This window comes from Candidatus Thioglobus autotrophicus (assembly GCF_001293165.1).
Taxonomy (GTDB): Bacteria; Pseudomonadota; Gammaproteobacteria; order PS1; family Pseudothioglobaceae; genus Thioglobus_A; species Thioglobus_A autotrophicus.
Map to the genome: position 1 here is coordinate 971,553 of NZ_CP010552.1, position 13,406 is coordinate 984,958.

At 39.7% G+C, this 13,406-nt stretch carries 21 protein-coding genes; 20 read left to right on the forward strand and 1 reads right to left on the reverse strand.

All coding sequences use genetic code 11. The annotated features are described in order from the left end of the window. Window positions 1-57 precede the first annotated feature (57 nt). Complete coding sequence (locus SP60_RS05215) at window positions 58-1,176, forward strand: HupE/UreJ family protein (protein WP_053951616.1); 1,119 nt, start codon at window positions 58-60, stop codon at window positions 1,174-1,176. A gap of 63 nt (window positions 1,177-1,239) precedes the next feature. Here the strand turns inward: SP60_RS05215 and SP60_RS05220 are convergent, their stop codons facing one another. Further along, window positions 1,240-2,205: a KpsF/GutQ family sugar-phosphate isomerase gene (locus SP60_RS05220; RefSeq protein ID WP_053951617.1), complete on the reverse strand. Its 966-nt coding sequence runs from the start codon at window positions 2,203-2,205 to the stop codon at window positions 1,240-1,242. A gap of 52 nt (window positions 2,206-2,257) precedes the next feature. Here SP60_RS05220 and SP60_RS05225 point away from each other — a divergent pair, with 52 nt between their 5' ends. From SP60_RS05225 to rplE, 19 genes are all read left to right on the forward strand, one after another. Next, window positions 2,258-2,734 (forward strand): low molecular weight protein-tyrosine-phosphatase, encoded by a 477-nt coding sequence (locus SP60_RS05225; RefSeq protein WP_053951618.1) that lies wholly within the window; start codon window positions 2,258-2,260, stop codon window positions 2,732-2,734. A 115-nt stretch (window positions 2,735-2,849) separates the two neighbouring features. Next, a complete protein-coding gene (gene rpsL, locus SP60_RS05230; protein ID WP_053952229.1) occupies window positions 2,850-3,224 on the forward strand; it encodes a 30S ribosomal protein S12 in 375 nt (124 codons plus the stop codon). Between the two features lie 28 nt (window positions 3,225-3,252). Next, window positions 3,253-3,720 (forward strand): 30S ribosomal protein S7, encoded by a 468-nt coding sequence (gene rpsG, locus SP60_RS05235; RefSeq protein ID WP_053951619.1) that lies wholly within the window; start codon window positions 3,253-3,255, stop codon window positions 3,718-3,720. A 30-nt stretch (window positions 3,721-3,750) separates the two neighbouring features. Next, window positions 3,751-5,853 (forward strand): elongation factor G, encoded by a 2,103-nt coding sequence (gene fusA, locus SP60_RS05240; RefSeq protein WP_053951620.1) that lies wholly within the window; start codon window positions 3,751-3,753, stop codon window positions 5,851-5,853. Window positions 5,854-5,865: 12 nt separating this feature from the next. Beyond that, entirely contained in the window at window positions 5,866-7,056 is a 1,191-nt protein-coding gene (gene tuf / locus SP60_RS05245) for an elongation factor Tu (protein ID WP_053951621.1), read from the forward strand. Window positions 7,057-7,144: 88 nt separating this feature from the next. Then, window positions 7,145-7,456, forward strand: a complete 312-nt coding sequence (rpsJ, locus tag SP60_RS05250) for a 30S ribosomal protein S10 (protein WP_053951622.1) — start codon at window positions 7,145-7,147, stop codon at window positions 7,454-7,456. Between the two features lie 29 nt (window positions 7,457-7,485). Next, window positions 7,486-8,202, forward strand: a complete 717-nt coding sequence (gene rplC / locus SP60_RS05255) for a 50S ribosomal protein L3 (protein WP_053951623.1) — start codon at window positions 7,486-7,488, stop codon at window positions 8,200-8,202. Between the two features lie 9 nt (window positions 8,203-8,211). Next, window positions 8,212-8,826 carry a 50S ribosomal protein L4 gene (gene rplD / locus SP60_RS05260; protein WP_053951624.1) on the forward strand — a complete coding sequence of 205 codons (615 nt, stop codon included), beginning with the start codon at window positions 8,212-8,214 and terminating at the stop codon, window positions 8,824-8,826. Next, window positions 8,823-9,113, forward strand: a complete 291-nt coding sequence (gene rplW / locus SP60_RS05265; protein ID WP_053951625.1) for a 50S ribosomal protein L23 — start codon at window positions 8,823-8,825, stop codon at window positions 9,111-9,113. The genes rplD and rplW overlap by 4 nt, the downstream gene beginning before the upstream one ends. Window positions 9,114-9,122: 9 nt before the next feature. Then, complete coding sequence (gene rplB / locus SP60_RS05270) at window positions 9,123-9,953, forward strand: 50S ribosomal protein L2 (protein ID WP_053951626.1); 831 nt, start codon at window positions 9,123-9,125, stop codon at window positions 9,951-9,953. Between the two features lie 2 nt (window positions 9,954-9,955). Continuing rightward, on the forward strand, window positions 9,956-10,225 hold the full coding sequence (rpsS, locus tag SP60_RS05275) for a 30S ribosomal protein S19 (RefSeq protein ID WP_053951627.1): 270 nt from the start codon (window positions 9,956-9,958) through the stop codon (window positions 10,223-10,225). 9 nt (window positions 10,226-10,234) lie between these two features. Continuing rightward, on the forward strand, window positions 10,235-10,570 hold the full coding sequence (gene rplV, locus SP60_RS05280) for a 50S ribosomal protein L22 (RefSeq protein WP_053951628.1): 336 nt from the start codon (window positions 10,235-10,237) through the stop codon (window positions 10,568-10,570). A 3-nt stretch (window positions 10,571-10,573) separates the two neighbouring features. Continuing rightward, entirely contained in the window at window positions 10,574-11,266 is a 693-nt protein-coding gene (gene rpsC, locus SP60_RS05285; RefSeq protein ID WP_053951629.1) for a 30S ribosomal protein S3, read from the forward strand. A gap of 13 nt (window positions 11,267-11,279) precedes the next feature. Beyond that, window positions 11,280-11,690: a 50S ribosomal protein L16 gene (rplP, locus tag SP60_RS05290; protein WP_053951630.1), complete on the forward strand. Its 411-nt coding sequence runs from the start codon at window positions 11,280-11,282 to the stop codon at window positions 11,688-11,690. Beyond that, window positions 11,690-11,878: a 50S ribosomal protein L29 gene (gene rpmC / locus SP60_RS05295; RefSeq protein WP_053951631.1), complete on the forward strand. Its 189-nt coding sequence runs from the start codon at window positions 11,690-11,692 to the stop codon at window positions 11,876-11,878. Before rplP ends, rpmC begins: the two co-directional genes overlap by 1 nt. Further along, the gene (rpsQ, locus tag SP60_RS05300) at window positions 11,875-12,141 is read left to right on the forward strand and encodes a 30S ribosomal protein S17 (RefSeq protein ID WP_053951632.1); all 267 of its coding nucleotides are present in this window, start codon (window positions 11,875-11,877) and stop codon (window positions 12,139-12,141) included. Before rpmC ends, rpsQ begins: the two co-directional genes overlap by 4 nt. Window positions 12,142-12,166: 25 nt before the next feature. Next, window positions 12,167-12,535, forward strand: coding sequence for a 50S ribosomal protein L14 (gene rplN, locus SP60_RS05305; RefSeq protein WP_053951633.1), 369 nt, complete (start codon window positions 12,167-12,169; stop codon window positions 12,533-12,535). Further along, a complete protein-coding gene (rplX, locus tag SP60_RS05310) occupies window positions 12,535-12,846 on the forward strand; it encodes a 50S ribosomal protein L24 (protein WP_053951634.1) in 312 nt (103 codons plus the stop codon). Before rplN ends, rplX begins: the two co-directional genes overlap by 1 nt. A 20-nt stretch (window positions 12,847-12,866) precedes the next feature. Next, entirely contained in the window at window positions 12,867-13,406 is a 540-nt protein-coding gene (gene rplE / locus SP60_RS05315; protein ID WP_053951635.1) for a 50S ribosomal protein L5, read from the forward strand.

The window sequence follows — 13,406 nt, forward strand, 5'->3', positions numbered from 1 at the left end:
AATTAGGTAGATTATAAAAAAGCCCCGCCAGTCGGGGTTTTTTATTAGAAAAATCTTATGAAATTATTATCTTTATTATTGTTACTGATTAATATCTCTGTACAGGCGGATGTCGTTAAGCCGGCTTTGGTAGAGGTAACTATTTTTAACAATAAGACACTAGAAGTGACCATCGATTTGAGCCTTGAAGCGGCGATGGCGGGCATTGGGACACAGTATAAAAACACCACGGATTCGCCAAATTCACAGACGTATGATCAGCTGAGGTCACTCGAACCAGGGGTATTGCGCGAGCGTTTTAAGGCTTTTGAAGTAGAATTTTTAAACAGCCTTGATTTAAGTGTTAATCATCAAGCTCAAGTATTAGCCCTGACCAATGCAAAAATTGATATTGTCGGTTATAAAAAACGTCCTAGAAAAACCGTGTTGACGTATCAGACGCCACTTGATGAATGGCCCAAAACACTAACTTGGCAGTATGGAAAAATCCATGGTGATAGCGCTTTGCGTTGGCAAATATACAAACAAGACGAATACAATTGGAGTCAGTGGCAATGGTTGCGTGATGGTAGTTCTAGTGGGGTGATTGATATTAATCATCCAGAATCTCAAAGTACCGCACAGCGTTTTTTTCAATTTATTGATATTGGATTTGATCATGTGATTCCGCTAGGATGGGACCACATCTTGTTTATTATTGGCATGGCACTTTCGTCTTTATTATGGCGTCGACTGTTGTTATTAGTGAGTGTCTTTACTCTGGCACATACATTAACACTTGGCTTGGCGATGACAGGTGTTTTGGAAATATCGGCAAGAATTGTAGAGCCATTAATCGCTTTTTCTATTGCTTATGTGGCGATAGAAAATCTACTCGCGCACCAATCGATTAAACGTAAAACCATTGTTGTCTTTATTTTTGGACTTATACATGGTTTGGGTTTTGCCAGCATGCTTAAGAATTTTGAAATGGCGCCTGATTCCTTTGCCACCACGTTAATTGGTTTTAATGTCGGTGTAGAGTTAGCTCAAGTGGTGATTGTGCTAGGTGTAGTTGGCGTCTTACTGATACTCCGAAGACTGAAATTTAATTATCGACAATTGGCCATCATCCCTATTTCAATATTGATTGCAATTATCGGATTTTGGTGGGGGATAGAACGTCTGGTTGGATAATTGACAATTACAAATATTTTAGAAGCTTAATGTAGAAGAAGAAAAAAAGGCGCAGTCATTAAGTTAGATAATTTTGGCTTGCATTAGAGTGTGGGTGTTGATCGCTCCCAATACCTGGTTAGACTCATCAACAACAGGCAGAGAATTTAGATTAAATTCATCCATCATTTGTACAGCAGCCATGGCTGGCTTGTCCGCTAGAATGGTTTTGCAATTTGATATCATCACCTCTTTAATTTGCAAATTTTGAATATCAGATTGTGTTTCTAGTACACGACGCAAATCACCATCAGTAAAGATGCCTTCTAGATGATTGTTATTAGTGATAAGCACCATGCCTAATGCCTTTTGACTCATGACTAGTAGAGCGTCTAGCAGCTTGGTATCGGCGCTCACTATAGGAATCTCGTCACCTGTTTTCATGATATTATGAACAAAGGTTAGTAGTCTTCTGCCGAGTGCACCTGAGGGGTGTGAACGTGCAAAATCATCTGGGCTAAAACCTTTACTGGTCAAAATACTAACAGCTAGCGCATCACCCATAGCCAGTGCTACTGTGGTTGAAGAGGTTGGTGCCAAGTTATGTGGGCAAGCCTCTTTTTCAACACTTACATCTAAATGTACATCACTAATTTGAGCAATCGAGGAATTGGCGTTGCCTGTCATACCGATAATCGATGCACCTAGGCGCTTGATAACAGGAACAAGCGTCATGATTTCATCAGATTCTCCTGAATAAGAAATACAGATAGCCACATCATTTTTCTCAATCATGCCAAGGTCGCCATGTCCAGCTTCCCCTGGATGTACGGCAAAAGCTGGCGTGCCTGTGGAGGCAAAAGTAGCGGCAATTTTATTACCAATATGGCCTGATTTCCCCATGCCAATTAAAACCACCTTACCTGTGCAATTTTGAATAAGCGTACAAGCATTGACAAAACTTTGGTCAAGTCGTTCAGCTAACTGGGTAACAGCACGCGCCTCAGTTAAGATAACTTGTTGGGCAGATTTTAATAAGGTGTCAGACATAATTAACTTTAATCCTAGATATAATGATTGATTTTATCAACTATAAAAGTCGATGAGTGACGAAAAAACCAAAATTTTATTTGTGTGTATGGGTAATATTTGCCGTTCTCCCACGGCAGAAGGTGCATTTAGATCGCAAGTAGTGAAGCGCGGCATTGAGCATTTATTTGAAATTGATTCTGCTGGCACACACGCTTACCATATTGGTGAGCAGCCTGATGCTAGATCGCAAGTATCGGCCACTAAGTATCAGGTCGATTTATCCAGTCAGCAAGCGCGTCAGGTACATGAAAGTGATTTTTATCATTATGATTATATTTTTGCTATGGACGAGTCAAATTTATTCAACATGCGAAATATTTGCCCTCAAGAACAACAATTTAAACTGTCTTTGATGCTGGATAATATTCCTAACAATCAAATGAAAAGTGTGCCAGACCCATATTTCGAGGGCCGATTCGATGAGGTTTTTGAAATGCTAAATCGAGCCAGTAAGTTTTTATTAGAGCGCTTAGCGAAAAAGGCCTAAAACTTGTTGACATAAGCGCGCCTAACACAGTATAATTCACCCCTTTATTGCCCCTGAAAAAACAATGGGCGATTGTAAGTTACTTAAATTAAAGAAGATTTGGAGAAATAGCGATATGTCAACAGTTAATCAATTGGTACGTAATCCACGTAAAAAGAAGATTGTAAAAAGTGGCGTGCCAGCATTAGACAGCTGCCCTCAAAAACGTGGCGTATGTACTCGTGTATATACAACTACCCCTAAGAAGCCTAACTCAGCATTACGTAAAGTTGCTCGTGTAAGACTGACTAATTCAGCCGAAGTTACTACCTACATTGGTGGTGAAGGTCACAACTTACAAGAACACTCAGTGATTCTTATTCGTGGTGGTCGTGTTAAAGATCTACCTGGTGTTCGTTACCACACAGTTCGTGGTGCATTAGATACCGTGGGTGTTGATGGCAGAATGCAAGGTCGTTCTAAGTATGGTACTAAGAAGCCTAAGAAATAACAACAATATATAAAACAAGAGAAACCCTATGAGAAGAAGATCCGCCCCTAAAAGAGAAATCCTACCAGACCCGAAGTTTGGTGATTTAGTATTAGCTAAGTTTGTAAACATCTTAATGTTAGATGGTAAAAAATCAGTAGCTGAGAAGATCGTTTATGATGCGTTAGATACAATTGAAGCTAAAGGTAATGCTGAGCCAATTGAAGTATTCAAACAAGCCCTAGATAACATCGGACCACAGGTTGAGATTAAGTCTCGCCGTGTTGGTGGTTCAACTTACCAAGTTCCAATCGAAGTAAGAGCTGAACGTAAAATTGCGCTAGCCATGCGTTGGATTATTGAAGCATCACGTAAGCGTGGTGAAAAAGGTATGAAGCTTAGACTAGCAGGCGAAGTATTAGACGCGGTTCAAAATCGTGGTACTGCATTTAAGAAGAAAGAAGACACTCACAGAATGGCTGAAGCAAACAAAGCGTTTGCTCACTTCCGCTGGTAATCGAACACATAGATTTAAGGATTTAAGAAAATGGCAAGAAATCACCCACTTAGTCGCTACCGTAATGTCGGTGTTATGGCGCATATTGATGCTGGTAAGACAACTACTACAGAACGTGTTCTTTTATACACAGGCCGTACTCACAAAATTGGTGAGGTTCACGATGGTGGTGCAACCATGGACTGGATGGAGCAAGAGCAAGAGCGTGGTATTACCATTACTTCTGCTGCAACGACTTGTATGTGGAAAGGTATGGATGAGCAGTTTCCAGAGCACCGTATTAATATTATTGATACTCCGGGACACGTTGACTTTACGATTGAAGTAGAGCGTTCACTTAAAGTATTAGATGGTGCAATGGCTTTATTTTGTGCGGTTGGTGGTGTAGAGCCTCAATCAGAAACTGTATGGCGTCAAGCAAATAAGTACAATGTTCCACGTATCGGTTTTGTCAATAAGATGGACCGTGCTGGTGCAAATTTCTTACGTGTATGTGATCAAATTAAAACGCGTTTAGGTGCAAATCCTGTACCAATGCAAATTGCAATTGGTGCAGAAGAAGACTTTAAAGGTGTAGTAGATCTAATCACTATGAAGGCTATCTACTGGAATGAAGAAGATCAAGGCGCAACTTATGATGCACTAGATATTCCTGCAGAACTACAAGAGCTTGCTGAAGAAAAACGTGAATTTATGATTGAATCAGCTGCTGAAGCTTCTGAAGAGTTAATGGAAAAATACTTAGAAGAAGGTGAATTAACAGCTGACGAAATTAAAGAAGGTATTCGTACTCAGACTATTAATAATGAAATTATTCCAATGTTCTGTGGCTCAGCCTTTAAGAACAAGGGTGTACAAGCAGCATTAGATGCAATCATTATGTACATGCCATCACCACTTGATGTGGACGCAATTGAAGGTATCTTGGATGATAAAGACGAGACTAGAGCGCCTCGTCCAGCTGATGACGATGAGCCGTTTTCAGCACTAGCCTTTAAGATTGCAACCGACCCATTTGTAGGTACTTTGACATTCTTCCGTGTTTATTCAGGTGTCCTTAAAGCTGGTGATTTTGTTTATAACTCATCTAAAGGTAAGAAAGAGCGTATTGGCCGTATGGTACAGATGCACTCAAACGATCGTGAAGAAATTAAAGAAGTTCGTGCGGGTGATATCGCTGCTGCGATTGGCCTAAAAGACGTTACAACGGGTGACACATTATGTGACCTTAAAGAGAAGATTGTTCTAGAAAGAATGGAATTCCCTGAGCCGGTAATCGCATTAGCGGTTGAGCCTAAAACTAAAGCAGACCAAGAGAAGATGGGTATCGCATTAGGCAAGCTAGCTGCAGAAGATCCGTCTTTCCGTGTATCAAGTGATGAAGAGTCTGGACAGACAATTATTGCAGGTATGGGTGAGCTTCACTTAGACATTATTGTTGATCGTATGAAGCGTGAATTTGATGTTGAATGTAACGTTGGTGCGCCACAAGTATCTTACCGTGAAGCGATTACGACAATGGTTGAGCATCAGCATAAGTTTGCTAAGCAATCAGGTGGTCGTGGTCAGTACGGACATGTTCATTTACGTATCGAGCCTCAAGAAGCCGGTGCTGGATATGAATTTGTTGACGAAATTAAAGGTGGTGTTATTCCTAAGGAATACATTCCTGCAGTTGACAAAGGTGTTCAAGAACAAATGGAGAACGGTGTATTAGCAGGCTTCCCATTAGTTGATGTTAAAGTCACAGTTTATGATGGTTCTTACCATGATGTTGACTCGAATGAAATGGCGTTTAAGATCGCCGCGAGTAAGTGTTTAGCTGAAGGTGTTAGAATGGCCAATCCACAATTGCTTGAGCCAATGATGGCAGTTGAAGTAGTTACCCCTGAAGAATACATGGGTGACGTAATGGGTGACCTTAACCGTCGTCGTGGTTTAGTTGGTGGTATGGAAGACCTTCCAAATGGTAAGCAATTAAAAGCAGACGTTCCACTAGCAGAAATGTTTGGTTATGCAAACGATCTTCGTTCAGCAACTCAAGGACGTGCTAGCTATTCAATGGAATTCTCAAGGTATACAGCAGCGCCGAAAAATGTTGCTGACGATGTTATCGCAAAATTAAATAAGTAAGGAGTATTTACAATGTCAAAAGAAAAATTTGAAAGAACCAAGCCACACGTAAACGTGGGCACAATCGGTCACGTTGACCATGGTAAAACTACGTTAACTGCAGCAATTACTAAAGTAATGGCTGAGGCTAACGGTAGTGAAGCAACAGACTTTGCTGATATTGACAAAGCACCTGAAGAAAGAGAGCGTGGTATCACGATTTCAACGTCACACGTAGAATACGAGTCAGAGACTCGTCACTACGCACACGTTGACTGCCCGGGACACGCCGACTACGTTAAAAACATGATTACTGGTGCTGCACAAATGGACGGCGCTATTATCGTTATTGCTGCAACAGACGGCCCAATGGCTCAAACGCGTGAGCACATTCTTTTATCTAAGCAAGTAGGTGTACCTTACATCGTTGTTTACATGAACAAAGCTGACATGGTTGACGATGAAGAGTTAATCGAATTAGTTGAAATGGAAATCCGTGAACTTTTAAATGAATACGATTTCCCAGGTGATGACACGCCAGTTATTCTTGGCTCTGCTCTTAAAGCTTTAGAAGGCGATACATCTGACATTGGTGTACCTTCAGTCTTAAAGCTTGTAGAAGCATTAGACACATACATCCCTGAGCCTGTACGTGACACTGAAAAGACATTCATTATGCCAATTGAGGATGTATTCTCAATCTCTGGTCGTGGTACGGTTGTAACAGGTCGTATTGAAGCTGGTATCGTTAACGTTGGTGATGAATTAGAAATCGTTGGTATTAAAGATACACAAACAACAACGTGTACGGGTGTTGAGATGTTCCGTAAGTTATTAGATTCTGGTGAAGCAGGCGATAACGTTGGTGTGCTACTTCGTGGTACTAAGCGTGAAGAAGTTGAACGTGGTCAAGTACTAGCTAAGCCTGGTTCAATTAAGCCGCACTCTAAGTTTGAAGCAGAAGTTTATGTTTTAAGTAAAGATGAGGGTGGCCGTCATACGCCATTCTTTGATAACTACCGTCCACAGTTCTACTTCCGTACAACTGACGTAACAGGTGCTTGTAAGCTACCTGATGGCGTAGAGATGGTAATGCCAGGCGATAACGTAAAGATGCAAGTAGAGCTTCTTTCACCAATCGCTATGGAAGATGGTTTAAGATTCGCAATTAGAGAAGGTGGTCGTACTGTAGGTGCGGGTGTTGTTTCTAAGGTTACGGATTAATTAGTTAAATAGAGGCCGAAGATTTATTGTATAATCTTCGGTTTTTCGTTTGTAAAGATAGACACTACAAATAGATAGGACAAAACACATGAGCAATCAAAATATTAGAATTAAATTAAAAGCATTCGATCATCGTTTAATCGACAAATCGGCGCTTGAGATTGTAGAGACTGCTAAGCGTACTGGTGCTAGTGTAAGAGGTCCAATCCCTCTTCCGACTAAAAAGGAACGTTTTACTGTATTAACATCTCCGCACGTTAACAAAAAGGCGAGAGATCAATATGAGTTAAGAACTTACATTAGATTAATGGATGTGATTAGCCCGACAGATAAAACAGTAGATGCTTTAATGAAGTTAGATTTAGCTGCTGGTGTTGATGTAGCAATCAAGCTTAACTAGACAGATATAAATAAATTAGGAATAAGATCATGGCAATTGGTTTAGTAGGACAAAAATTAGGTATGACGCGCTTAATAAACGACGATGGCACAGCCACGCCGGTTAGCGTTATTAAAATTGAACCTAATCGTGTTGTTCAAACAAGAACACTTGAAGTTGATGGCTATAGTGCTGTTCAAGTTACAACAGGTGCAAAAGTTAACAAAAAAGGTGAAGCTAAAGTACGTCGTGTACCTGCTGCAATCAAAGGTCATTACGCGAAAGCGTCCCAAGAAATTGGTTTAGGTCTATGGGAATTTAGAGCAGATGCAAGCGAAATTGCAGAGGCAACAAGTTTTGATTTATCTATTTTTGGTGCTGGACATTATGTTGATATCACTGGCCAATCTAAAGGTAAAGGTTTTCAGGGTGGTGTTAAGCGTCATAATTTCCAAATGCAAGATGCAACACACGGTAACTCGATCTCTCATAGAGCCATTGGTTCTACTGGTCAGTGTCAAGAGCCTGGTCGTGTATTTAAAGGTAAAAAGATGGCTGGTCACATGGGTGATGAGCAAGTTACTCAAGAGTGTTTAGAAGTCGTTAAAGTTGACAGTGATAAAGGCGTAATCTTAGTTAAAGGATCAATTCCTGGCGCTACTAAAGGTTTTGTTAAAGTTTCATTGTCACCTAAGAAAGATAAAGTTAACGTTGAAGTAACTAAGAATATCAAAGACAATGCAGCCGCTGAGTCTGCAGAAGCGTAAGGTTTTAAGATGAAATTAAAAGTATTAAACATAAGCACAAACAAGTCAACTACGACCGAAGTAGCTGATACTATTTTTGCAAGAGATTACAACCAGTCATTGGTTCATCAAGTTACTACTGCTTATATGGCAGGCGGTCGTCAGGGCTCTAAAGCTCAGAAGAATCGTGCTGCTGTTAGCGGTGGTGGTAAGAAGCCTTGGAATCAAAAAGGTACTGGCCGAGCTCGTGCAGGTACATCTCGTGGCCCAATTTGGCGCTCAGGTGGTGTTACATTTGCAGCACAGCCTCGTAGTTACGCTCAAAAAGTTAACAAGAAGATGTACAAAGGTGCAATCTCAGTTATCTTTTCAGAATTAGCTCGAACTGATCGTTTAAGAGTAGTTAACGAGTTTGATGTTAAGGATGCAAAAACTAAAAACATTACTGCACTTCTTAAATCACTAGATATTAAAGATGCATTATTAATGACAGATGAGTTAGATGAGAATTTATACTTATCTTCTCGTAACCTGTACCATGTTGGTGTATGTGATACGCAAAGTATTGATCCAGTTAGCTTAATTGGTTATCAAAATGTTGTTGTTACTGAAGCTGCATTGAAGAATATTGAGGCAATGTTATGAATCAAGAAAAAATATTAAAAACCTTGCTATCTCCCCTTGTTTCTGAGAAGACAGCAATGTTGTCAGCCAGCAATCAATACGCTTTTAAAGTTCGTGTTGATAGTAACAAAAAAGAAATCAAGGCAGCTGTTGAATTATTATTCGGCGTAACAGTTGAAAATGTTACAACTTCAGTTGTTAAGGGTAAGAAGAAAGTATTTAAAGGCAAGATTGGTCGTCGTGTTAATTGGAAGAAGGCAATGGTAAAAGTGTCTGAAGGCCAAATGATTGACGTTAGCGCATCTTAAGAGAATATTATGGCACAAGTAATTAAAAGAAAACCAACCTCACCAGGTAGAAGATTTGTAGTTAGCATTGTAGATAAAGATCTACATAAAGGCGCACCTTATGCACCTCTAACTGAAAGCAAAAATAGAATTAGTGGTCGTAATAACGCTGGTCGTATTACTACTCGTCATAAAGGTGGTGGCCATAAGCGTCGTTACCGTATGATTGACTTTAAACGTAATAAAGATGATATTACAGCACGTGTAGAACGTCTTGAATATGATCCTAACCGTAGTGCAAACATTGCATTAGTATTATATGCAGACGGCGAGCGTCGCTACATCATTGCCCCTAAAGGCTTAAAGGCTGGTGATTCTGTTGTTTCAGGTGCTACAGTTGCAATCCAAAAAGGTAACGTTATGCCTTTGGCTAACATTCCTTTAGGTAGTGTTGTTCATTGTATTGAATTACAACCTATGAAAGGTGCTCAAATTGCACGTAGTGCAGGAACATCAGCACAGCTTATTGCTAAAGAAGGCAACTATGTAACGCTAAGATTGCGTTCTGGTGAAGTTCGTAAAGTATTAGCTGAATGTCGTGCAACGATTGGTGAAGTTTCTAAATCAGAGCACAGTTTAAGAAAATTAGGTAAAGCGGGCGCAACTCGCTGGAGAGGTGTTAGACCAACTGTTCGTGGTGTTGTAATGAACCCAGTAGATCACCCACATGGTGGTGGTGAAGGTAAAACAAGTGGTGGTCGCCATCCTGTTTCTCCATGGGGCACACCAACTAAAGGTTATAAAACACGTAGCAATAAACGTACCGATAAGCTTATCGTACGTCGTAGAAATAAGGGTTAATCATGGCTAGATCATTAAGAAAAGGACCATTTGTTGACGAGCATTTAATTAAAAAAGTGTTAACAGCTCAAGATAACAATGACAGAAAACCAATTAAAACTTGGTCACGTCGCTCAGTAATCGTACCTGAGATGATTGGTTTAACAATTGCAGTTCATAACGGTAGAGCGCATGTCCCTGTAGCAATTACAGAGGAAATGATTGGTCATAAGTTAGGTGAATTTGCCTTAACTAGAACTTTTAACGGCCACTCTGGCGACCGTAAATCATAGGTGAATGATATGAAAGAAGTTAAAGCAGTACATAAATACGCAAAAGGCTCATCTTTTAAAGTGAGATTGGTTGCGGATCAGATCCGTCAAAAGTCTGTAGAGGAAGCATTAAACATTCTCTCGTTTAGTAATAAGGGAGCGGCGAAATTAGTTAAGAAAGTATTAAATTCAGCTATTTCTAATGCTGAGCATAATGATGGACTTGATATTGACGAGTTAAAAGTAAGCAGTGTTTATATTGATGAAGGTTCAACGATGAAGAGAATTCGTCCAAGAGCTAAAGGTCGTGCAAACAGAATTTTAAAAAGAACAAGCCACATTACTGTTGGCGTGAGTGCAGGTTAAGTTATGGGTCAAAAAGTAAATCCAAAAGGTATTAGATTAGGTATCGTTAAAGATTGGGATTCAAAATGGTATGCCAATTCTCAAGATTATTCTAAATTCTTATTGTCTGATATTGAAGTTAGAGATTTCTTATTCGAGAAATTAAGCTCTGCTTCCGTAAGTCGTGTGCAAATTGAACGTTTAGCTAATAATGCTAAAGTGACAATTCACACTGCCCGCCCTGGTATTGTTATTGGTAAGAAAGGTGCCGACATTGAACAGTTGAAAGCAACTGTTTCAAAAATGATGGGAATCCCTGTTCATATTAATATTGAAGAAATTAAAAAACCTGAGCTAGATGCGCGCTTAGTTGCTGAGAATATTGCTCAACAGTTAGAAAAGCGTGTGATGTATCGTCGTGCTGTTAAACGTGTTTTAGGTAATGCGACTCGTTTAGGTGCTCAAGGTATTAAAGTAATGGTTAGTGGTCGTTTGAATGGTGCTGAAATTGCCCGTTCTGAATGGTACCGTGAAGGTCGTGTGCCATTGCACACATTTAGAGCGGACGTGGATTATTCTTCATACGGCGCACACACGCAGTATGGTGTAATCGGTATCAAAGTTTGGATCTTTAAAGGTGAAATTCTTGACCATAAAAAAGGTACATTAGATGAGGTTGCTCGTCGTGGTGCTACAAATCAAATCGGTAAGAAGTAATAAGGACTGAGAAATGTTACAACCTAAACGTACAAAATTTAGAAAAATGATGAAAGGCCGTAATCGCGGCCTGGCAACTGGCCACAAGGTTAGTTTTGGTGAAATCGGTCTACAAGCGACAGGAAGATGTCGCATGACTGCTAGACAAATCGAATCAGCACGTCGTGCAATGACTCGTCACGTCAAGCGTACCGGAAAAATTTGGATTCGAGTTTTCCCAGATAAGCCAATCACTAAAAAGCCTCTAGAAGTAAGAATGGGTAAAGGTAAAGGTAGTGTCGAGTATTGGGTTGCGCAAATTAAGCCTGGCCAAATGTTATTTGAAATGCAAGGTGTTGATGAAACAGTTGCAAGAGAAGCATTTGCATTAGCTGCTGCTAAATTACCAGTCAAGACAACGGTTATTAAAAGGACGGCAATGTAATGGATATTAAAGCATTAAGAGATCAAGATATCTCAACACTAAATGAAACGTTGATGACGCTTTTAAAAGAACACTTTGAGTTGCGTATGCAGCATCGCAGTGCGCAATTAGATGACGCAACTAAATTAGGTAAAACTAAAAGATCAATTGCACAAGTTAAAACTATTATTAAAGAGAAACAAGCATGAGTGATAATAAAGTAGAACGCGTACTAACGGGTACGGTTGTAAGTGCTGGTCGTGATAAGACGATTGCTGTTCAAATCGAACGCAAGGTTAGACACCCGATTTACAAGAAATACATCAAGCGTAGCACTAAGGTTCACGCTCATGATGAAAAGAATGAATGCTCAATGGGAGACACAGTAAGAGTGGTAGAGTCAAAGCCATTTTCTAAAACTAAGTGTTGGGCGTTATTGGAAGTGGTTGAAAAATCAGTTTCAGTTGATTAATATCAAAATTTAAAGAGAGTAAGACATGATTCAAATGCAAACAAAACTTAGTGTTGCCGATAATAGCGGTGGTGTTAAGGCTATGTGTATTAAAGTTTTAGGCGGTTCTAAGCGTCGTTACGCTAATATTGGCGATGTTATTAAAGTCAGTATCAAAGAAGCTTCACCGCGTGGAAAAGTTAAGAAAGGTGATGTGTATGATGCGGTTGTTGTGCGTACAGCACAAGGCGTTCGTCGTGCAGACGGATCACGTATTCGTTTTGATAACAATGCGGTTGTTCTTTTGAATACAAAATTAGAGCCAGTTGGTACGCGTATCTTTGGCCCTGTAACACGTGAATTGCGCAACAAGCAATTTATGAAGATTGTGTCATTAGCTCCAGAGGTTCTATAATGCAAAAAATTAAATTAAACGATGAAGTAATTATTATTGCTGGTAAGGACAAAGGTTCTACGGGCACAATTACTAAGGTTTTAGATAACAAGGTTATTGTGGAAGGTATGAACATTGCTAAGAAGCATGTTAAAGCTAACCCTAATGCTGGTGTAACGGGTGGCATTATTGATACTGAAATGCCTTTGGCTGTTTCAAATGTTGCGGTCTTAAACCCAAAAACAAACAAAGCTGACAGAGTTGGTATTCGTACTGATAAAGATGGCAAAAAGGAAAGATTTTTTAAATCAAACGGCGATTCAATCGTTTGAGCAAGTTAAGGAAATAAACCGTGTCTAGATTACAAGAAGAATATACAAAAGTTATTAAGCCTGCGCTACAAAAAGAGCTAGGTATTAGTAACCCAATGGCAGTGCCAAAAATTGAAAAGATTACTATTAATATGGGTCTTGGAAGTGCATTGGGCGATAAAAAAGTTTTACAAAGTGCTTTGGAGGAAATGGGTCTAATTTCTGGTCAAAAAGCACTTACCTGTAATGCACGCAAATCTGTCGCTAGTTTTAAAATTAGAGAAGGCAATGCGATTGGCTGTAAAGTAACATTACGTAAAGAGAAAATGTATGAATTTCTTGACCGTCTTGTTAATATCGCTATCCCTCGTATTCGTGATTTTCGTGGTTTAAAACCTACTTCATTTGATGGCCGTGGTAACTACAACATGGGTATTACTGAGCAAATTACGTTTGCTGAAATTGATTTTGAGAAAGTAACAAGAACTCGTGGTATGGATATTGCAATCACGACAACTGCTGCTTCTGATGATGACGCTAAGAAACTATTAGCAATGTTTAAATTCCCATTTAAAGGATAA